Source organism: Microbacterium ureisolvens (assembly GCF_015278315.1).
GTDB lineage: Bacteria > Actinomycetota > Actinomycetes > Actinomycetales > Microbacteriaceae > Microbacterium > Microbacterium ureisolvens.
On record NZ_JADIJE010000007.1, the window covers coordinates 135,230 to 154,552 of the forward strand.

Annotated in this window: 19 protein-coding genes; 11 read left to right on the plus strand and 8 right to left on the minus strand. The window is 70.7% G+C overall.

What is annotated here, in order from left to right:
• Window positions 1–55 precede the first annotated feature (55 nt).
• The 6 genes from IM767_RS12385 (at window position 56) to IM767_RS12410 (ending at window position 5,948) form a co-directional block, all read left to right on the plus strand.
• Window positions 56–916 carry an SURF1 family protein gene (locus IM767_RS12385; protein WP_109210568.1) on the plus strand — a complete coding sequence of 287 codons (861 nt, stop codon included), beginning with the start codon at window positions 56–58 and terminating at the stop codon, window positions 914–916.
• Between the two features lie 87 nt (window positions 917–1,003).
• On the plus strand, window positions 1,004–1,504 hold the full coding sequence (locus tag IM767_RS12390) for a DUF3817 domain-containing protein (RefSeq protein WP_109210397.1): 501 nt from the start codon (window positions 1,004–1,006) through the stop codon (window positions 1,502–1,504).
• Window positions 1,501–3,084 carry a glutamine-hydrolyzing GMP synthase gene (guaA, locus tag IM767_RS12395; RefSeq protein ID WP_109210396.1) on the plus strand — a complete coding sequence of 528 codons (1,584 nt, stop codon included), beginning with the start codon at window positions 1,501–1,503 and terminating at the stop codon, window positions 3,082–3,084. The genes IM767_RS12390 and guaA overlap by 4 nt, the downstream gene beginning before the upstream one ends.
• A gap of 104 nt (window positions 3,085–3,188) precedes the next feature.
• Complete coding sequence (locus IM767_RS12400) at window positions 3,189–4,586, plus strand: glycosyltransferase (RefSeq protein WP_162564276.1); 1,398 nt, start codon at window positions 3,189–3,191, stop codon at window positions 4,584–4,586.
• Window positions 4,587–4,734: 148 nt separating this feature from the next.
• On the plus strand, window positions 4,735–5,364 hold the full coding sequence (locus IM767_RS12405; RefSeq protein ID WP_109210394.1) for a ClpP family protease: 630 nt from the start codon (window positions 4,735–4,737) through the stop codon (window positions 5,362–5,364).
• The gene (locus tag IM767_RS12410) at window positions 5,361–5,948 is read left to right on the plus strand and encodes a ClpP family protease (RefSeq protein WP_109210393.1); all 588 of its coding nucleotides are present in this window, start codon (window positions 5,361–5,363) and stop codon (window positions 5,946–5,948) included. Before IM767_RS12405 ends, IM767_RS12410 begins: the two co-directional genes overlap by 4 nt.
• A gap of 148 nt (window positions 5,949–6,096) precedes the next feature.
• Here the strand turns inward: IM767_RS12410 and ligD are convergent, their stop codons facing one another.
• Complete coding sequence (gene ligD, locus IM767_RS12415; RefSeq protein ID WP_109210392.1) at window positions 6,097–7,341, minus strand: non-homologous end-joining DNA ligase; 1,245 nt, start codon at window positions 7,339–7,341, stop codon at window positions 6,097–6,099.
• Between the two features lie 71 nt (window positions 7,342–7,412).
• Complete coding sequence (locus IM767_RS12420) at window positions 7,413–7,751, minus strand: helix-turn-helix domain-containing protein (protein ID WP_109210391.1); 339 nt, start codon at window positions 7,749–7,751, stop codon at window positions 7,413–7,415.
• Between the two features lie 245 nt (window positions 7,752–7,996).
• On the opposite strand from IM767_RS12420, the gene IM767_RS12425 reads away from it, so the two are divergent.
• Window positions 7,997–11,125 carry a S8 family serine peptidase gene (locus IM767_RS12425; protein WP_239453289.1) on the plus strand — a complete coding sequence of 1,043 codons (3,129 nt, stop codon included), beginning with the start codon at window positions 7,997–7,999 and terminating at the stop codon, window positions 11,123–11,125.
• A 174-nt stretch (window positions 11,126–11,299) separates the two neighbouring features.
• Here the strand turns inward: IM767_RS12425 and IM767_RS12430 are convergent, their stop codons facing one another.
• Window positions 11,300–11,680, minus strand: a complete 381-nt coding sequence (locus IM767_RS12430; RefSeq protein WP_239453288.1) for a hypothetical protein — start codon at window positions 11,678–11,680, stop codon at window positions 11,300–11,302.
• A 236-nt stretch (window positions 11,681–11,916) separates the two neighbouring features.
• Window positions 11,917–12,840: a Bax inhibitor-1/YccA family protein gene (locus tag IM767_RS12435; RefSeq protein WP_109210389.1), complete on the minus strand. Its 924-nt coding sequence runs from the start codon at window positions 12,838–12,840 to the stop codon at window positions 11,917–11,919.
• Window positions 12,841–12,995: 155 nt separating this feature from the next.
• On the opposite strand from IM767_RS12435, the gene IM767_RS12440 reads away from it, so the two are divergent.
• Window positions 12,996–14,006 (plus strand): glycerophosphodiester phosphodiesterase family protein, encoded by a 1,011-nt coding sequence (locus tag IM767_RS12440; protein ID WP_109210388.1) that lies wholly within the window; start codon window positions 12,996–12,998, stop codon window positions 14,004–14,006.
• Window positions 14,007–14,130: 124 nt separating this feature from the next.
• On the opposite strand, the gene IM767_RS12445 is transcribed toward IM767_RS12440, so the two are convergent.
• Window positions 14,131–14,595 (minus strand): SRPBCC domain-containing protein, encoded by a 465-nt coding sequence (locus tag IM767_RS12445; protein WP_109210387.1) that lies wholly within the window; start codon window positions 14,593–14,595, stop codon window positions 14,131–14,133.
• A gap of 16 nt (window positions 14,596–14,611) precedes the next feature.
• Here IM767_RS12445 and IM767_RS12450 point away from each other — a divergent pair, with 16 nt between their 5' ends.
• On the plus strand, window positions 14,612–14,935 hold the full coding sequence (locus tag IM767_RS12450; protein WP_109210386.1) for an ArsR/SmtB family transcription factor: 324 nt from the start codon (window positions 14,612–14,614) through the stop codon (window positions 14,933–14,935).
• Between the two features lie 25 nt (window positions 14,936–14,960).
• Here IM767_RS12450 and IM767_RS12455 read toward each other — a convergent pair whose 3' ends face one another.
• Entirely contained in the window at window positions 14,961–15,737 is a 777-nt protein-coding gene (locus tag IM767_RS12455; protein ID WP_109210385.1) for an alpha/beta fold hydrolase, read from the minus strand.
• Between the two features lie 132 nt (window positions 15,738–15,869).
• Between IM767_RS12455 and IM767_RS12460 the strand changes: the two genes are divergently transcribed.
• Window positions 15,870–16,187, plus strand: a complete 318-nt coding sequence (locus IM767_RS12460) for a hypothetical protein (RefSeq protein WP_162564275.1) — start codon at window positions 15,870–15,872, stop codon at window positions 16,185–16,187.
• A gap of 121 nt (window positions 16,188–16,308) precedes the next feature.
• Here IM767_RS12460 and IM767_RS12465 read toward each other — a convergent pair whose 3' ends face one another.
• Together IM767_RS12465 and fdhA are read right to left on the minus strand one after the other, a co-directional pair.
• Window positions 16,309–16,713, minus strand: coding sequence for a GlcG/HbpS family heme-binding protein (locus tag IM767_RS12465; RefSeq protein WP_109210383.1), 405 nt, complete (start codon window positions 16,711–16,713; stop codon window positions 16,309–16,311).
• 58 nt (window positions 16,714–16,771) lie between these two features.
• Window positions 16,772–17,992 (minus strand): formaldehyde dehydrogenase, glutathione-independent, encoded by a 1,221-nt coding sequence (fdhA, locus tag IM767_RS12470; protein ID WP_109210382.1) that lies wholly within the window; start codon window positions 17,990–17,992, stop codon window positions 16,772–16,774.
• A 205-nt stretch (window positions 17,993–18,197) separates the two neighbouring features.
• Here fdhA and moaA point away from each other — a divergent pair, with 205 nt between their 5' ends.
• Complete coding sequence (moaA, locus tag IM767_RS12475) at window positions 18,198–19,322, plus strand: GTP 3',8-cyclase MoaA (RefSeq protein ID WP_194398879.1); 1,125 nt, start codon at window positions 18,198–18,200, stop codon at window positions 19,320–19,322.
• The last annotated feature ends 1 nt before the right edge of the window (window position 19,323 follow it).

Below are 19,323 nucleotides of genomic sequence, written 5' to 3' on the forward strand. Positions count from 1 at the left end.
CGACGGCGCGGAAGGCCTCGCGCCCGAGGCGTTCCCGCCGACGCTGCGCGAGGTGATGCTGCGTCCGCAGTGGATCGGCATGCTCCTGCTCTGCCTGGTCGTCGCGGGGGTCTTCGCCTGGCTCGGTCAGTGGCAGCTCGGCCGCGCGCTGCAGTCCAACCCCGTGCCACCCGGGGCGACGGAAGAGGTCGAGCCGCTCGCCGATGTCGCTGCGCCGGGCGAATACCTGCCCGAGCCGCTCGTGGGGCAGCGCGTCGAGACCTCCGGGCGCTTCATCCCCGGCGACTTCCTGATCGTCCAGAACCGCTTCAACGACGGCGTCGAGGGCTACTGGGTGACCGGCCAGCTGCGGATCAACCCGGCGGCGAGCGGGACGGATGCCCCCACCTCAGTTGCGGTCGCGCTCGGATGGGCTGCCACCGAGGCCGACGCGCGCGCGGCGATCGACGAGCTCGAAGCCGCGGCATCCGATGTCGAGCAGGTCGAGGTGACCGGCCGGCTGATCTCGGACGAGGGACCCGTGCCGCCGCCTTCCGGTGCCGACCCGCAGACCATGACGCGCATGTCGCCCGCGGCCCTGCTCGGGCAATGGCACGAGGTCGACGGGCTCTCGGTGTACCGCCCGTACATCGCGTCCCTCGACGCGTTCGCGGGACTCGAGGCGATCTCCTCGCCCGCTCCCCAGGACGGATCCGGCCTCAACTGGCTCAACATCTTCTACGCCGTCGAGTGGGCGGTCTTCGCGGGCTTCGCGTTCTACCTCTGGTACCGCCTCGCCAAGGACGCGTGGGAGAAGGAGCTCGAGGACTTCGAGGACGACGAGGAGGAGCGGCGGCGGTTGCGCGGAGGACCCGGGCCCGACAGTCCGGCGCCCGACGGGCCCGCCCCCGATGGTCCCGCGTCGGCGGCGTCCTGAGCGGGTCTTGCCAGCGCCCGACGGACCCGCGTCCGTGGCATCCGGAGCCGGACGGTCGCGCGGAATCGCGCGGGTAGACTGGGGGTCATGCCCCGCGCCCCGAAGCTCGCTTCCTTTCCGGCGATCCGCGGAGCCCTGAGGTTCTACCAGATCTGCTCGATCATCACGGGCACGATGCTGCTGCTCCTGGTCGCCGAGATGATCATCAAGTACATCGTCGGCTACGAGCTGTTCCTGGGCGGATCCGGCGGTTTCCTGTGGTTCGCCCCCGTCGTCGAGACGGCCTCGGGCCTGGAGTCCACCGGCGACGGGTTCAACCTCTCGCTCGGCATCCTCGTCGCCCACGGCTGGTTCTACGTCGTCTACCTCATCTCGTGCTTCCGCGTGTGGAGCCTCATGCGCTGGAACCTCCTGCGCCTGGCGATGCTGGCCGCCGGCGGTATCGTGCCGCTCCTCTCCTTCTTCATGGAGGCGCGGGTCGGCCGCGACGTCAAGACCTACCTCGCCCAGCGTGAGGCAGCGGAGCTGCACTCGCAGGCCGAGCATTCGACCCTCACTCACGCGATCCCGACGGAGAACCAGCGTTGACCGAACAGACCGAAACCTCGCAGCGACCCGTCCTCGTCGTCGACTTCGGCGCGCAGTACGCGCAGCTGATCGCCCGGCGCGTCCGCGAGGCCGGGGTCTACAGCGAGATCGTCCCGCACACGGCGACCGCCGCCGACATCGCGGCGAAGAACCCGGTCGGCATCATCCTCTCGGGCGGCCCGTCGTCCGTGTATGAGGAGGGCGCGCCGGCGCTCGACACCGACGTGTTCGACCTCGGCGTGCCGACGCTCGGCATCTGCTACGGCTTCCAGGTCATGGCGCAGGCACTCGGCGGCGAGGTCGCCCACACCGGACTCCGCGAGTACGGAGCGACGGATGCCGCGGTCACGGGTGACGGCGGTGTGCTGCTGGGCGGCCAGCCGGTCGACCAGAACGTGTGGATGAGCCACGGCGACCAGGTCTCGCGCGCGCCGGAAGGGTTCGACGTGCTCGCCTCGACGCAGGCCACCCCGGTCGCCGCCTTCGGCAGCGACGAGCGCCGGTTCTACGGCGTGCAGTGGCACCCCGAGGTGAAGCACTCGGACTACGGCCAGAACGTCATCGAGAACTTCCTGCACAAGGCCGCCGGGCTGCCGGCCGACTGGAACCCCGACAACGTCATCGCCGAGCAGGTCGAGAAGATCCAGGCGCAGGTGGGTTCGGGCCGCGTGATCTGCGGTCTGTCGGGCGGCGTCGACTCCGCGGTGGCGGCGGCGCTCGTGCACAAGGCCGTCGGCGACCAGCTCGTCTGCATCTTCGTCGACCACGGGCTCCTCCGTAAGGGTGAGCGCGAGCAGGTCGAGCAGGACTACGTCGCCTCGACCGGCGTGCGCCTGGTCACCGTCGACGCGCGCGAGCGCTTCCTCACGGCTCTGGCCGGCGTGAGCGACCCGGAGCAGAAGCGCAAGATCATCGGCCGCGAGTTCATCCGCACCTTCGAGCAGGCCGAGGCCGAGCTCGTCGCCGAGGCCGAGGCCGACGGCGAGCCGATCCGCTTCCTCGTGCAGGGCACGCTCTACCCCGACGTGGTCGAGTCGGGCGGCGGCACCGGCACCGCGAACATCAAGTCGCACCACAACGTCGGCGGCCTTCCCGAAGACCTGCAGTTCGAGCTCGTGGAGCCGCTGCGCACCCTGTTCAAGGACGAGGTGCGCGCGATCGGCCGTGAGCTGGGGCTCCCCGAGGTGATCGTCGCGCGTCAGCCGTTTCCGGGCCCCGGCCTCGGCATCCGGATCGTGGGTGAGGTCACCGCTGACCGCCTCGAGATTCTGCGCGATGCCGACGCCATCGCCCGCGAAGAGCTGACCCGGGCGGGCCTCGACGGCGAGATCTGGCAGTGCCCGGTGGTGCTGCTGGCCGACGTGCGCTCTGTGGGCGTGCAGGGCGACGGCCGCACCTACGGACACCCGATCGTGCTGCGCCCGGTGTCGTCCGAGGACGCGATGACCGCCGACTGGACCCGCCTGCCGTACGACGTGCTGTCGCGGATCTCGAACCGCATCACCAACGAGGTGCGCGAGGTCAACCGCGTCGTGCTCGACGTCACGTCGAAGCCGCCGGGGACCATCGAATGGGAGTAGCCCCGGAAGGGGCGGCGGTACCCGATCGGGTGCTGCTGTGACGGATGCCGCGGACCTCGGTCGCGGCATCCGTCGTTTCCGGGTGGACGAGGCAGGATGGACGGGTGACCTCCGAGACGACGCTTCCGCCCGCCGACTACGTCGTCATCGGCAGCCGCGTGGCGCTGGAGCTCGACGGCGGGTTCGCGGTCGCCGTGCCGGCGCGCCTGCGGCTGCTGGAATCCGCCGGCGCCGCCGAGCCTCTCCTGCTGAGCGTCGACGGCCAGTCGGCCCAGGCACATGCGGCGCAGCGGCAGGCTTTCGTCGAAGGCGGGCACGTGCCCTCGGCGTCGCGCGTCCGCAACCTGTTCGACGAGCTCGTCGCCGACCCCGCGTGGCTCTTCGAGGCGGGGGAGCCGGGCGAGGCGACGGCGGGAGTGAAGTATCGGACGGTGACGGATGCCGCGTCCCGCCCGATCGTGTCGCTCCCGGTCTTCGCGAACGACCCCGAATGGCATCTGCGCGACGCGAACGTCGTGGTGCACGCGCCGGGCGGCGACCGCGTGCTCCGGGGTTTCCGCGGCCTGTACATCGCGTGGTTCGAGTCGATCGCCGCCGGCCGCCGCGAGGCCGCGGGCGACCCGGAACGGCTCTTCGTCGTGGTCTGCGAGTCGCGTCAGCTCGGGGAGGCGCTCGTCGACTGGGACGACCCGCGGGTCAGGCTCGTGCACACCGTCCACAACTCGCATCTCCCCGCCCCGCACGATGATCCCGCGGCGCCGGTGAGCGGCCTGTGGGCGCGCTGGCTGCCCACGCTCGACGCCTACGACGCGGTGCTGTGGCCCACGGCAGCGCAGCGCGACGAGGTCGCCGCGCGCTTCGGAGACCCGGGCACGTTCCACGTCGTGCCGAACACCATCGCCCTCGGCTCCGAGCCGCCGGGCACGTCGACCCGCGATCCGCGCCGCCTCGTGATGCTCAGCCGGCTCGCGCCGCAGAAGCGCATCGACCTCGCGATCCAGGCGTGGCCGGCGGTCGTCGCCGCGGTGCCCGACGCGCGCCTGGACGTCTACGGCGACGGGCCCCTACGCGACGACCTGCAGCAGCTGATCGAGGAGCTCGGGGCGGAGGCATCCGTCACGCTCCACGGCGCGACCGCCGATCGCGACGCGATCTTCGATCGTTCTTCGCTGTTCGTGACGTCGACGGCCTTCGAAGGACAGGGCCTGTCGATCGCGGAGGCGCTCGCTCGGGGCCTTCCCGTCGTCTCGACCGACGCCCGGTACGGTCCGCGCGAGGCCGTGGACGGCGCCGGCGTGCTCGTGCCGCCGGGCGACGTCGACGCGCTCGCCGGCGCGATCATCGGCCTCCTGCAGGACGACGCCCGCCGCACCGAGCTGTCGTCCCGCGCTCGCGCTGCCGCTGCCCGCTTCACGCCCGACGCCGTGCGCCCGGCCCTTGTCGCCGCGGTGCGCGCCGCGGTCGAAAAGCCGTCGCGCCGCATTCATCCGCCGGGCTCGTGAAGAACCCGGGCTGCACGTGCACGATGTGGGGCTCTCGCGGCACCAGAAGCCGATCGGTCCCGGCGGATTCACCGCACTTCCGCCGTGGGCAGAGCCGCCGGGAGCGGAAACGGATGCCGCGCCCGCCGCGGGTGCGCAGGCTGGGGGCATGGCAGAAGAAGGCAAGATCCCGCAGTTCGGAGCCGAGGCGCGCCGCGAGCTGTTCCACCAGCGCGTGCTCGTGCTCGACGGCGCGCTCGACGACGACAACGGCACCCTGATCGCCACGCAGCTGCTGGCGCTCGCAGCCGAGGACGAGGCATCCGACATCGCCCTCTGGATCCACTCGCCGGGCGGCTCGGTGCCGTCCATGCTCGCGATCAGGGACGTCATGAACCTCATTCCCAACGACGTGGCCACGCTCGCGCTCGGCCTCGCGTGCAGCGCCGGGCAGTTCCTGCTCTCGGCGGGCACCCGGGGCAAGCGACGGGCGCTGGCGCACGCGCGCATCCTGATGCATCAGGGCTCGGCAGGCATCGGCGGCTCGGCGGTCGAGGTCGAGGTGCAGGCCGACGATCTGCGCCACATGCGCGACACCGTGCTCGGACTCATCTCAGCCGACACCGGGCAGTCGGTCGAGCGTATCTTCGAGGATTCGCTGCACGACCGCTGGTACACCGCAGCCGAGGCGCGCGACTACGGGTTCATCGACGGCATCGTCGACGACTTCGCCCAGGTGGTGCCACGACGCCGGCGACCGGCCGGACTCGGTCTCGGCCCGGCGGAGGTGGCGGCATGAGCTCGTACACGATCCCCAACGTGGTGGCGCAGCATCCGCGCGGCGACCGCATCATGGACGTCTACTCGCACCTGCTGGCTGAGCGCGTCGTGTACCTCGGCACCGGCATCGACGCTGGGGTCGCCAACGCGCTCATCGCCCAGCTGCTGCACCTCGACGCCGACAGCCCGGACCGCGACATCCAGCTCTACATCAACTGCGAGGGCGGCGACCCGTCGGCCATGCTCGCGGTCTATGACACCATGCAGCACGTGAGACCGGATGTCGCGACCACCGTCGTCGGTCAGGCCATCGGCGTCGGGGCCGTCATGCTCGCCGCGGGCGCCGCGGGCAAGCGCTCGGTGCTTCCGCACGCGCGCGTCGTGCTCCACCAGCCCGCGGGTCAGGGGAGGGGCGCGATCCCCGACCTCATCCTGCAGGCGGACGAGCTCGTACGGGTGCGCGGGGAGGTGGAGCAGATCCTCGCCCGGCACACCGGACAGGAGCCGTCGAAGCTGCGCGCAGACACCGACCGCGACCGCGTGTTCACCGCGGCCGACGCAGTCGCGTACGGCCTGGCCGACCACGTGCTCGAGGAGCGCTGAACTGCGTGGCCGTCGAGCGAGGGGAGCGAGACGAGACGAGACGAGACGCTCGAGTGCGGTCCGAGGTGCGACGCGTTTCGCCTGGGGAGTCGGTCGCTGAGCGGGCGCCGGCGAGACGAAGCGTCCTCGCTCCCTTGACAACCGGGGATCAGCGGCCAGGGGCGCCGGGCCAGACCTTGCCCTCCCAGGGGTCGTAGTCGGCGATCAGCTTCTCCTGCGGTGGGCGCTCGGCCTCCGGCACGTGCTGCAGGTTGACCCGCACGCGGTACCAGAGCGAGCTCGAACCGCGCATGCCGTCGATCAGCACGTCGGCCGGATGAAGCTGTTCCGCGACCGTCGGATGTCGCTGCTTCCACTCGTCGAGAGCGGCGACGGACTCGGGCTTGGTCTTTGTGCGCGCAACCTCGATGAGCGGCATGGTGGACTGGCGCCTGCCGTCCGCCGTGCCGCCGCGCGGCGGCTTCTCGCCAGGGCCGAGCTCCTCGGCGAGCCGCAGCAGCCCGTCGAGGGTACCGACCGCGTCGTCGATGCCGGCGTGCGGGTCGCCGAGCTCCGCGTAGCGCGACGGCACCGTGAGCACGGTGAACTCCTCGGGCCGGCGGTCTCTCACCTCGTCCCAGTCCAGCGGCGTCGACACCCGCGCATCGGGGAGCGGGCGGATCGAGTACGCCGATGCCACGGTGCGGTCCTTGGCGTTCTGGTTGAAGTCGACGAACACGCTCTCGCCGCGCTCCTCCTTCCACCAGCGGGCGGTCGCGAGACCCGGCGCGCGGTTCTCGACCTCGCGCGCGAGCGTCTCGGCGGCCAGCCGCACCTGCTTGTAGTCCCACTGCGGCGCGATGCGCACGAGGATGTGCATGCCGCGGGAGCCGCTCGTCTTCGGCCAGCCCACGAGGCCGACGTCGTCGAGCACCTCGCGCGCGACGAAGGCGACGTCGACGATCTGCGACCAGTCGACGCCGGGCATCGGATCCAGGTCGATGCGCAGCTCGTCGGGGCGGTCGAGATCCTCGGCGCGCACGGGATGGGGGTTGAGGTCGAGGCAGCCGAGGTTGACGACCCACGCCAGCCCCGCGGCATCCCGGATCACCGCCTCCTCGGCGGACGTGCCGCGGGCGTAGTGCAGCGTCGCGGTGTCGATGAACTCGGGATGGTTCTCGGGGACGCGCTTCTGGAAGAACGGCTCGGCGTCGATGCCCTTGGGGAAGCGCTTGAGCACCATCGGGCGGCCGCCGGCACCGCGCAGCGCCCCGTCGGCCACCGACAGGTAGTAGCGCACGACGTCGAGCTTTGTGAGGCCGGGCTCGGGGAACACCATCTTCGTCGGGCTCGAGATGCGCACCTCGTGCCCGTCGATCTCGAGGATCTCTGCTTCCGACTTCGCGGGCGTCACCCCGCCCACGCTAGCGACGCCAAGCGACATCGGCCAGGGGGCGGGCACTCACCCCGGGTGGGAGCGACGCCTCACGCGGCGAGGGCGAACGCGGCGCGGCATCCGACCACCGCACGCTCGCTCGCCCGGGAGCGGAGGTCGTCCACCACGCCCGCGGTCAGCTCGATCAGCGTCACTTCGAGGGCGCCGGCGACCGCGGCGATCATCTCGCTCGAAGGCTCCTTGAGTCCGCGCTCGATCTCGGAGAGGTACTGCGGCGACACTCCGGCGCGATCCGCGGTGTCGGCGAGGCGCTCCCCGCGGTCGTGGCGGAGACGGCGGAGTCGCTCGCCGAGTGCGTCGCGCCACAGCGGCTCGAGCTCGCGGGAGGTCTGCGGTGCCTTGGTCGGCAGCGGGATGATCTCGGCCATGGCGTCACGATAGGTCGCCGAGCCCGCGGCCCGCGAGCCGTTCCGCTCACAGCAGAAGCGCCACGCTCGAGGCCCCAGCGACTGCGGAGGAGCGCTGGCCGCCGAATCGCGCGGTCATCGGCCGGAAAACTGCGTTCTCTGCTCAACCTGAGAGTTTTCTGTTGACGTTTCGGTTAATCCCACCTAACGTCCCCCTCACACCCCTCGCTGTTTTTCCCCACACACACGAGAAGGCAGGCTCCCCCTTGTTCCGACGTCCCCTGGCGGTGGTCGGCGCGCTCGCGCTGGCCATCGCAACCCCGACCGCGGCGATGGCCGCGGCTCCCGAAGACGACCCCACACCGAAACTCGAGCAGTCCGAGACCAGCGGACCCGTCGGCACGAGCTTCCGCCCGCACAGTGTCGGCGCCGACGGACGCGTGACCGTCATCGTCGAGATGGCAGGCGACCCGACGGCCGTCACAGAGGCGAAGAAGGGCGCGAAGCTCTCGAAGTCGGAGCGCAGCGCGATCAAGCAGTCGCTCAAGGCCGCGCAGGATGCGATCGGCGGCACGCTCGAGAGCAAGGGCGGCAAGATCCAGGCCAAGATGCAGTCGGCCTACAACGGCATCCAGGTGTCGATCCCGGCTGAAGAGGTGGACGCGGTCGCGGCGCTTCCGAACGTCGTCGCGGTGCACCCGGTGAAGACGTACACGCTCGACAACGCCGTCTCCGTGCCGTTCCTCGGAGTGCACGACGTATGGCAGGACACCGGCTACACCGGCGAGAACATCAAGGTCGCCATCATCGACACCGGCGTCGACTACACCCACGCGAACTTCGGCGGCGCCGGCACCGTCGACGCGTACAACGCGGCCCGTGCCGCCGAGGCCCAGCCGGCGGATCCGGCCCAGTTCGGCCCGGAAGCGCCGCGCGTGAAGGGCGGCTGGGACTTCGTCGGCGACACCTACAACGCCGACCCCGACTCGCCGGACTACCAGCCCGTCCCCAAGCCGGACGCGAACCCGCTCGACTGCAACGGGCACGGCAGCCACGTCGCCGGCACCGCCGCGGGCAGCGGCGTCGCGGATGGTGAGACGTACGCCGGTCCCTACGACTCGACCACCCCGTCGCAGACGTTCGACATCGGACCCGGCGTCGCGCCGGAGGCCGACGTGTACGCCCTCCGGGTCTTCGGCTGCGGCGGCTCGACCGACGTGGTCGTGCCCGCGATCGACTGGGCGGTCGACAACGACATGGACGTCATCAACATGTCGCTCGGCTCGCCGTTCGGCCGCGGTGACGACGCCGACGAGGTGGCCGCGGCCAACGCCGTCGGCGCCGGCGTGGTCGTCGTGAAGTCCGCCGGCAACGAGGGGCCGAGCCCCTATCTCGCCGGCAACGGCAACGGCGTCGTCAGCGTCGCGGCCGTCGACAGCACGGAGAGCTTCCCCGGTGCGACCATCACGGTCGACGGGGTCGCGATCCCCGCGATCAACGCGAACGGCGCGGTGCTGACCGGTCTTCCCGGCATGACGGTCGTGCGACTGACGGACGACCCTGCCACTCCGAACGAGAACGAGGCGCTCGGCTGCTCCACTGAGGCCTACACCAAGGCCGGGGTCGCTCCGGGCGGCAACCAGCTCGCCGTCTCGACCCGCGGCACGTGCGCCCGCGTGGCGAAGGCGGTCTTCGCGCAGAAGGCCGGTGCGGCAGCCGCTGTCATGATCAACTCGACGAACGACTTCCCGCCGTTCGAGGGTGCGATCACGGAGAACCCCGACACGGGCGAGCAGTACACCGTCACGATCCCGTTCCTGGGCGTCCGGCTGTCGGACGGGCCGAAGCTCGTCGATGACCGGCCGGCCACCGTGGTCGCCTCGCCCCTCGCGAACCCGGGCTTCCGCGGCTACGCGTCGTTCAGCTCGGCCGGACCCCGCAGCGGCGACAGCGCGCTCGGCGTCGACGTCGCGGCGCCTGGCGTCTCGATCGTCTCCACCGGCGTCGGCACCGGCAGCGGGCCGGCCACCATCTCGGGCACGTCGATGGCGGCTCCGCACGTCGCGGGCGTCGCGGCGCTCGCCGTGCAGGCCCACCCGGCGTGGTCGGCCGCCGAGGTGTCATCGGTGCTGGTCGCGACGGCCGACCCCGAGAAGGTCGCGGGTCAGAACCCGGTCCGCGGCGGCGTCGGCCTGGTCGACCCCGCGCAGGCCGTCGCCCAGCAGGTGACCGCGACGGGCGACTCCTTCAAGACCGATGACGGCAAGCTCCGCGAGACCGCGCTGAACTTCGGGTTCCAGGAGAGCCGCGATGCCTTCCAGGGCAAGAGGAAGACGGTCACGCTCACGAACTACGGCAGTGAGGCGGTCACCTACACCGTGTCGGCGCAGGCATCCGCGCAGTCCGAGTCGGCCACGGTCAGCGTGAGCCCGTCGCAGCTCACGGTGCCGGCGGGCCGCTCGGCGAAGGTCACGGTCACGCTCGACGGCTCGACTGCGACCGTCGGCAGCTCTACGGTCGGCGGCTTCGCGTTCTACGAGTTCTCGGGCGACGTCGTGTTCACGTCGGCGGCCGACACGCTCCGCGTGCCGTACCTGCTGGTTCCGCGATCGACGACCGACGTCTCGGCCAAGGGCGACCTCAAGGTGACCAAGAAGTCGCAGCCGGTCGACGGCGAGGTGTCGGTGGCCCTCACGAACAAGAAGGGTGCCCTCGCCGGAGGCGCGTCGTTCTATACGTGGGGCCTCGAGGATCGCAAGGATGCGCCGAAGTCGTTCGCCGACACCGGATACGACCTGCGCGCCGCGGGCGTCCGCTCGTTCCTGTACAACGACGAGCTCGGTGAGCTGGTGGTCTTCGCGCTCAACACCCACAACCGGTGGTCGAACGCGGCGAGCAACCAGTACGAGGTCCACGTCGACACCGACCGCGATGGCGAGCCGAACTGGATCGTCTACGCCGCCGACGGCGGCCTGGTGACCGCCGGCTCCGTCAACGGCATCATCCAGGTGTTCGCCTACGACGTCGCCGCGGGCGTGACGTACGCCACGGGCTTCAACGCCTCGGCGCCGACCGACAGCAGCACCATCCTGCTGCCGGTGTTCGCCGCCGACCTCGGCCTGACCGAGGAGTCGGGCACGTTCGACTACGCCGTGCAGGCCTCGTCGCTCGTGAACGACGGCTCCGACGTGATGGACGGCGTCGCGACGTACAACCCGTTCGCACCGGCCCTCAGCAACAGCCAGTCGGCCTCTGTCCCCGTCGGCGGCACGATCCCTGTGCCGGTCGTCGTGGACGCCGAGGCGTTCACCGAGCAGAAGCCGCTCGGCGTCATGGTCGTCGCAATGGACAACCCGGCAGGTGCGGGCGAGGCGATCCTGGTCAAGGCCAAGTAGTCCCCGCTCCTCTCGCGCAGCGCAACAGATGGCGTCCCGTCGTAAGGCGGGGCGCCATCTGGCGCATACCCCGGTCGCCGGGCCCCGCCGAGAGCGCGCGAACTGCCGCGCCAGCCGGCCTCCGCTCGCAGATCGTGCGCTCTCGACGGTCTTCCGCCACAGGGGACCCTGAGGTCAGCGGGTGCAGAGCCGCGGCGTGTCGCCGCGGCCGAAGCGGTAGTCGTACTCGGTGCCGTCGACGACGACCACGACCCGCATGCCGTCCACCAGCGCCTGGGTGTACGACATCCCGGGCTGAGGGCACCCGAGGGCGCCGTTGCGCCACGTGACCGCGTGCGAGGAGACGAGCTCGGGTGTGCCGGTGATCCCGCGCGCCGCGAGGTCGGCGACGATCGCGTCCCAGCGTGCCGGTGGCACGCGGACGGCCTCGCCGGTCGGCTCAATCGGCCCCGGGGTCGTGGTGATCAGCGGCGGCTCGCCCGACGCCGAGGGAGCAGGCGCCGACGGCGTGGCCGAGGCCGAAGGCTCCGGCGCGGAGGGGGTGGACGCGGTCATGGGGCCTCCTGAACATGCGGTGAGGCAGAGCAGCAGCGCCACCGCACTCATCGCCGCGAGTCGTCGAGCCATGCCACCCCTCGGATCGGAATCAGCCTAGGTCGCCGGCGCATGCCTCGACACCGTCCCGGCCGAACGCACGGCGGACTCCCGGGCGCGTCGGCGCGGTACCTCGGGAACAGCGGAACGGCCGCCCGGTGAACCCGGACGGCCGTTCTCGAGCGATCGCTGGTGCGTCAGTTGTTGCCGCGAGCGATCGCGATGATGCGGAGGATCTCGATGTACAGCCAGACGACGGTGACCATGATGCCGAAGCCGCCGAGCCAGCCGTACTGACGCGGGGCGCCGTTGCGCACACCCTGCTGGATCTGGTCGAAGTCCAGGACCAGCGAGTACGCGGCCATGATGACGACGAACACGCCGATGATCACGCCCCACGGGATGCCGAGGGGGCCTTCCTGGCTGAGCATGCCGAACGGGCCGCCCGCGATGGGGGCGTTGAAGAGCATGAGGCCGATGTTCACGAGCGAGAACACCAGGTAGCCGACCATGGCGATGAGGAAGACCTTCGTGGCCCGCTTCGACGCGCGGATCTTGCCGCTGGCGAAGAGCGCGAGCGTCACGCCCACGACCGAAAGGGTGGCCAGCGTCGCCTGGAGGACGATGCCCTCCCACTGCACCTCGAAGAACGCCGAGATGCCGCCGACGAACAGTCCCTCGAATGCGGCGTAGGCGAAGATCAGCGCGGGGCGGATCTTCTTGCGCGACGTGAAGATGACGACGAGCGACAGCACGAAGCCGCCCAGTGCGCCGAGCATCCAGGGGAGGATCGCGATCTGGTTGGGCTGCGTCGCCGACGTGCCCCCCAGGGTCCACACCCAGCCGATCGCGGCGAAGACCAGGAGGACGGCGAACAGGCCGACGGTCTTCCAGATGGTGTCCTCGTAGGACATGCGGCCGGTCTCGGCGGCACCCGCGGACGGTGCCGCGTACATGCCCTCGAGCTGCGCCTGCGCTGCGGCATCCGTTCCGGCCCGCTGCGCCGTCGCGAACTGCGTGTTCCCGCCCAGGTTCGCCGCCTGCGAACCGCCGGGGTAGGTCTGAACGGCCTTCGGGTCCTGGAAGGCCGGGTTGTTGAACGCGGGGTTGTTGAGGGCCACTGCTCTCACACTCCAATGTCAAGAGAATCCCAGCACGATGCTGTTGATCAACACTATCCGACGGGCGATCCGACGGCACGGGCGGCCGCTGTGAGGAGACTATGAACGGATGCCGCGCCCCCGGCCCGCACCGGGCGCCTGGTTACGCTGAGACGGTGCCGCGCCGTCATCCGCTCGTCATCGGGCACCGCGGCGCGCCCGGATACCGCCCGGAGCATTCGCGCTCGTCGTACGCGATGGCGTTCGCGATGGGAGTCGACGCGGTCGAGCCCGACATCGTCGTGTCGCGCGACGGCGTGCTGGTCGTCCGGCACGAGAACGAGATCTCGGGCACGACCGATGTGGCGCAGCGTCCGGAGTTCGCCGACCGCCGCACCACGAAGACCGTGGACGGGATCGCGCTGACCGGCTGGTTCACCGAGGACTTCACGTGGGACGAGCTGGCGACGCTGCGCTGTCGCGAGAGGATTCCCGACGTGCGCGCCTCGAGCGCGAGCTTCGACGACGAGCAGCCCGTGCTGCGGCTGCGCGACGTGCTCGACGCGGTGCGCGAAGCCTCGCTCGAGCAGGGCCGCGAGATCGGCGTGGTGCTCGAGATCAAGCACGCGACCTACTTCGCATCGATCGGGTGGGATATCGCCGCACTGGTGGACGCCGAGCTCCGCGACGCCCGCTGGGCGTCGGGTGAGCTGCCGCTCACGATCGAGGCGTTCGAGTCGACGGTGCTCTTCGCGCTGCAGGAGCGCGGCATCCGTGCGGCGTACGTCTACCTGCTCGAGGCGTCCGGGCGTCCGTTCGACCTGTACTCCACGCAGGGCAAGGCCGCGCTGACGTACCGGCAGACCGCCGCACCCGCCGGCCTCGACGGGCTCGCCGGGAGGGTCGACGGGATCAGCGTCGACAAGCGCACGATCCTCGCACCCGACAAGCTCGGGCGTACAAGCGGTGCGTCGCGGGTCGTCGCCGACGCGCACGACCGGGGGCTCCGGGTGTTCACGTGGACCTGCCGGCCCGAGAACCGATTCCTCATCGGCCAGTTCCGCGGGCGCGGCGGGCCGGAGGCCTTCGGCGACTGGGAGGCCGAGTGGGGGATCATCCGCGACGCCGGCGTCGACGGCGTCTTCGTCGACCACCCCGACCTCGGGGTGTCGTTCTTCCGCGGCTGATCCCTCGCGGTCAGCCGAGAGCGCGCAGAATGCGCTCCGGTCGTCCGCAGACCGGCAGTCTGCGCGCTTTGGGCTGGTGGGATGCGCACTTCGCGCGCTCTCGGTCCGCGGCGGCCGGGGGACGTCAGGCGTAGAAGCCCTCGCGGAGGTTGATGCCGTGCTCCACCCATACCTTGAGCGCGGCGAGCATGCCCGTCCAGCCCTCGCAGTTGCCGAACGCGCTCTTCGCCCCGTCGGCGTTGGCCTGCCAAGCCGATTCGGTGATCGTCACGAGCGTGCGGGCGCCGTCGTCGATCGGCTCGAACTCGAACGTCGTCGTGGTCTCGGCATCGAGCCCCGCGCGCGCCTCCCAGCGGATCACCAGGCGACGCGGCGGGTCCGCTTCGACGACGGTCACCGGGAACCGGCCGGGGAAATCGGCGAAGTCCCAGGTGACCTCGCCGCCCTGCTCAAGGCGGCCGTGGGCGCCGCCCGTGGTGAAGTAGCGCGAGAGCTGGTCGGGATCGGCGACGGCCTCGTAGACCTCGGCAGGCGGGCGTGCGACACGCCCCGACACGGTGAAGGAGAGCTCGGTGAGTGCATCAGACATGTTGTAGTTTTATAACATGACGGATGCCGCGCACAAGGGGTCCGATGATGACCTCGTGTTCAAGGCGCTCGCCGCGCCGCTGCGCCGGCGCATGCTCGACGCGCTGAAGGACGAGCCGCTCACCACCGGCGCACTGTGTGCTCGCTTCCCCGAGGTGGACCGCACGACCGTGCTGCAGCACCTGCGGGTGCTCGAGAAGGCCGAGCTCGTGACGGGACGCAGGGTGGGCCGGGAGCGGCACCTCGCCCTGGCGCCCCTGCCGATCAAGAGAATCCACGATCGCTGGATCGGCGAGTATGCCAGGGCAGCGGTGGACCTGCTCGACCGCCTGAACGGGTGACGCCGGGTTGCGGACAGCTTCCGGTCTACCGGAGCCGCTCCCTCACGACCCGCGCGGTGGCCGCGGGGTCGGGCCGGTGCATGACCGACTCGGGCACCACGACGAGCTCGGCACCCTCGATGGCCTCGGACAGCCGGTCGGCGGCGGTGAGCAGCACCGGGAAGGTCTGCTCGCCGCGCAGCACGGTGACCGGCGCGGAGATCTCCAGCATCTCTGCGCTCGGCGTTGAGCAGACGCGCACGAGGTTGGTGTCGTAGACCGTCGATTGGGCGAGGGGAAGCATGCCGGCGAACTGGTCGCTCGCGCGGATGCCGTCGACCATCTCGCGGGGGAGTCCGACACCCTCGAGCTGGAAGGTGACGACCGCCTCGTCGAGGCGACCGGCATCCACGTCGGCCTGGAGCCGGTCGGCGAGGTCGTCGGCGGGTTCGTCTTCTCCGAAGCGCAACGGCGGCTCGGAGAGGAACAGCGCCTGGACCGGAACTCCGCGAGACGCCGCGAAGAGCGCGAGCACCGCACCGGAGGAGTGACCCAGCACAGCCGCTTCGCCGCCCACTGCGTCGATGACCGCGGCGAGGTCTTCGGCTTCCCGCTCAGGCGTCGATCCGCGTGCATCGCCGCTCGCACCGCGAGCGCGTCGGTCCCACGTCACGGCTGTGAAGCCGGCCTCATCGAGCGCGGTCGCCAGGCCGGCCGCGTCGGCGGCGGTCGACAGCGCCCCGTTGACGATGACGACCGCACGGCCGTCACCCCTCTTCGTGTACGCGATGGACGTGCCGTCGGCGGAAGTCACGGTATTCATGCGGTCAGCAAACCACGGGGTGCCGACACGCGACAGGGCGCGGCATCCGTCCCCTCCCCTCGCTTCATGCACGCGTAGGGGGAAGTGTCAACGGGATGTGCCGCGATGCGGCCCCGCCCGCACAGTGTGGCCATGAAACACGTGACGTACGCGGACAAGGCCATGTTCCTCGACGACGACTCGGCTGACTGGCTGATGGAGTACGCGCGTGCCCTCGGCTCGGCGGACATGACCGACACGGTCACGCTGCGGGGCATCGGGATGGACGGCAACGAGGTCGAGGCGACGTTTCTGCTGAACCACAGCACCGAGCTGATCACCCAGACCACGCAGAACGCCTTGCAAGGGCCGCCGAACGACCAGGCGGTGGGCTACATGCAGGAGCAGACGCGGCTGATCCTCACCCCGCCGCCCGCCCGGAGCGTCGACGATCCGCTCGAGATCTCCTGAGCCGGAGCACTCTGCCGGCCTCCGGCTAGGCGGATCCGCAGCCGGTCACGTGCGAGCGGTGCCGTCCCCGAAGAGGCGGCACCGCTCTGCGCGAAGCGCTGCGCTGACTCCGTGCGAGGCGTCAGAACGCGCCGGCGCCGGCTTCGGCGACCGTCTGGTCCTGCTCGCCCGACCCGCCGCTCACGCCGACCGCACCGACGACCTTGCCGTCTCGTGTCAGCGGCACGCCGCCGGCGAAGATCGCCACGCCGCGCCCGTGGGCGTTCGTCGTGTGGATGCCGAAGAACTGCTGGGTCGGCTGCGAGTTGTCGCCGAGGTCCTTCGTGGAGATGTCGAACGCCTTCGACGTCCACGCCTTGCTGATCGAGATCTCGATGCTCCCGATCCACGCGCCGTCCTGGCGCACGTGCGAGACGAGATTGCCGCCGGCGTCCACCACGGCGATGTTCATCGGCTGGCCGATCTCGTCCGCGCGCTTCTCCGCGGCGGCGATGACGCGGCGAGCGTCTTCGAGGGTCACAGACATACAGCTCTCCTTTCGATGGGTGGACGGATGCCGCGGGCCGCGGCATCCGGGATCGCGCTCACGCCGCCTTGATGTAGCCGTTCGGGTTGAGCACGTACTTCTTGGCCGCACCCTGGTCGAACTCGGCATAGCCGCGCGGGGCGTCGGCGAGCGAGATCGCGGTCGCGTTGACGGCCTTCGCGATCTGCACCTTGTCGTAGAGGATCGCCATCATCAGCTGCCGGTTGTAGCGCATCACCGGGCACTGCCCGGTGGTGAACGAGAGCGACTTCGCCCAGCCGAGGCCCAGGCGCAGCGACAGCGAGCCGACCTTCGCCGCCTCGTCGATGCCGCCCGGGTCGCCCGTGACGTAGAGTCCCGGGATGCCGAGCGCGCCGCCGGCCGCGGTGATGTCCATGAGCGAGTTGAGCACGGTCGCGGGTGCCTCGTGCGAGGCATCCGATCCGTGTCCTCGCGCTTCGAAGCCCACCGCGTCGACCGCCGAGTCCACCTCGGGAACGCCGAGGATCTGCTCGATCTGCTCCTTCGGGTCGCCCTGGGACACATCGACCGTCTCGCAGCCGAACGAGCGTGCCTGCGCGAGCCGGTCCTCGTTGAGGTCGCCGATGATGACGACCGCGGCGCCCAAGAGCTGAGCGCCGACCGCGGCGGCCAGGCCGACCGGGCCCGCGCCGGCGATGTAGACGGTGGAGCCGGGGCGGACGCCCGCCGTCACCGCGCCGTGGAATCCGGTGGGGAAGATGTCGGAGAGCATCGTGAGGTCGAGGATCTTCTCGAGCGCCTGGTCGCGGTCGGGGAACTTCAACAGGTTCCAGTCGGCGTAGGGCACCAGCACGTACTCGGCCTGGCCTCCGACCCAGCCGCCCATGTCGACGTAGCCGTAGGCGCTGCCGGGCCGGTCGGGGTTGACGTTCAGGCAGATGCCGGTCTTGCCCTCCTTGCAGTTGCGGCAGCGGCCGCACGCGATGTTGAACGGCACCGAGACGATGTCGCCCACCTTGATGAACTCCACGTCGGGGCCGACCTCGACGACCTCGCCGGTGATCTCGTGGCCGAGCACGAGCCCCGCGGGCGCCGTCGTGCGGCCGCGGACCATGTGCTGGTCCGACCCGCAGATGTTGGTCGCGACGGTGCGCAGGATCGCGCCGTGCGGCACCTTGCGCCCGACGTTCGCCGGGTTCACGCCCGGCCCGTCCTTCAGTTCGAACTCCGGATAGGCGGTGTCGATCACTTCGACGACACCGGGTCCTTTGTAGGCGACTGCCTTGTTTCCAGACATCTTCGTCCTTTCCCTGTGGGTGCGCCCGAGTACGAGGATCCTCGCTCCGCCCCCTCGCGTCGACCCCCCTCTCCGCCACCGACCGGCGGGGGCGAGAACCCGCGTCGTCCTCGGTGGACGGAGCCGACGCATCCGGTCCGCTGCCCGCGCAGCCGGATTACCCTCGGAGTATGGCCACGGCGGCAGAACGAACCCGGAGACGCGCATGACGGCGATCCCGGTGACGATCGGTCGGCGGATGCCGGTGCCTGCGGCGTCCGGTCCCCTCGGCGTGCCCGCCGCTCCGGGTGCGGTGGGTGCGGCGGGTGTGGCGGCGGGTGTGGGGTTGCCGTTGGTGGATTCGCATGGGCGGGTGCATCGGGATCTGCGGATCTCGTTGACGGATCGGTGTTCGCTGCGGTGCACGTATTGCATGCCGGAGCAGGGCAATGAGTGGTTGGCGAAGTCGAGCATCCTGACCGTGGACGAGATCGTGCGGGTGGCCAGGGTGGCGGCGGCGGATGGGATCACCACGTTCCGGCTCACCGGTGGCGAGCCGTTGCTGCGCACCGACATCGTCGAGGTGGTGGCCCGGCTGGCGGGGTTGACCGGGCCGGACGGGGGCGGGGTGGAGGTGGCGATGACCACCAACGGGATCCGGCTGCCGCAGCTGCTGCCCGGGCTGATCGCGGCGGGACTGTCGCGGGTGAACATCTCGTTGGACACGCTGGATCGGGACCGGTTCGCGGCGTTGACCCGCCGGGACCGGTTGGAGGATGTGCTGGCGGGGATCGCGGCGGCGGCGGCGTCGGGGTTGCGGCCGGTGAAGCTGAACGCGGTGGCGATGCGGGGGGTCAACGACGACGAGCTGGTGCAGCTGGTGCAGTTCGCGATCGACCACGACGTGCAGCTGCGGTTCATCGAGCAGATGCCGTTGGATGCCGGGCACACCTGGGACCGGGACCGGATGGTCACCCAGCACGAGATCCTCACCACCCTGGCCACCCGGTGGACGCTGACCGAGGTGCCCGGGCGCGGTGGCGCGCCGGCGGCGCGGTGGCTGCTGGATGGCGGCCCGCACACGGTCGGGGTGATCGCGTCGGTGACGGCCCCGTTCTGCGGCGACTGCGACCGGCTGCGGCTGACCGCGGACGGGCAACTGCGCAACTGCCTGTTCTCCACCACCGAATACGACCTGCTACCCACCCTCCGCACCCCCGCCGACACGTCCGTGGACGCCGGCATCGACCGGATGCTGCGCGCCTGCGTGAAAGGCAAGCTCCCCGGCCACGCCATCAACGACCCCGCCTTCCTGCAACCCGCACGCGGCATGAACGCCATCGGCGGCTGAC

Excerpts from the sequence above, each read along its gene's own strand:
- IM767_RS12385 (WP_109210568.1), top strand. The coding sequence starts at position 56 with ATGCTGCGTCCGCAGTGGATCGGCATGCTCCTGCTCTGCCTGGTCGTC.
- IM767_RS12390 (WP_109210397.1), top strand. The coding sequence starts at position 1,004 with ATGCCCCGCGCCCCGAAGCTCGCTTCCTTTCCGGCGATCCGCGGAGCC.
- IM767_RS12405 (WP_109210394.1), top strand. The coding sequence starts at position 4,735 with ATGGCAGAAGAAGGCAAGATCCCGCAGTTCGGAGCCGAGGCGCGCCGC.
- IM767_RS12410 (WP_109210393.1), top strand. The coding sequence starts at position 5,361 with ATGAGCTCGTACACGATCCCCAACGTGGTGGCGCAGCATCCGCGCGGC.
- IM767_RS12420 (WP_109210391.1), bottom strand. The coding sequence starts at position 7,751 with ATGGCCGAGATCATCCCGCTGCCGACCAAGGCACCGCAGACCTCCCGC.
- IM767_RS12430 (WP_239453288.1), bottom strand. The coding sequence starts at position 11,680 with ATGACCGCGTCCACCCCCTCCGCGCCGGAGCCTTCGGCCTCGGCCACG.
- IM767_RS12445 (WP_109210387.1), bottom strand. The coding sequence starts at position 14,595 with ATGTCTGATGCACTCACCGAGCTCTCCTTCACCGTGTCGGGGCGTGTC.
- IM767_RS12450 (WP_109210386.1), top strand. The coding sequence starts at position 14,612 with ATGACGGATGCCGCGCACAAGGGGTCCGATGATGACCTCGTGTTCAAG.
- IM767_RS12455 (WP_109210385.1), bottom strand. The coding sequence starts at position 15,737 with ATGAATACCGTGACTTCCGCCGACGGCACGTCCATCGCGTACACGAAG.
- IM767_RS12460 (WP_162564275.1), top strand. The coding sequence starts at position 15,870 with ATGAAACACGTGACGTACGCGGACAAGGCCATGTTCCTCGACGACGAC.
- IM767_RS12465 (WP_109210383.1), bottom strand. The coding sequence starts at position 16,713 with ATGTCTGTGACCCTCGAAGACGCTCGCCGCGTCATCGCCGCCGCGGAG.
- fdhA (WP_109210382.1), bottom strand. The coding sequence starts at position 17,992 with ATGTCTGGAAACAAGGCAGTCGCCTACAAAGGACCCGGTGTCGTCGAA.
- moaA (WP_194398879.1), top strand. The coding sequence starts at position 18,198 with ATGACGGCGATCCCGGTGACGATCGGTCGGCGGATGCCGGTGCCTGCG.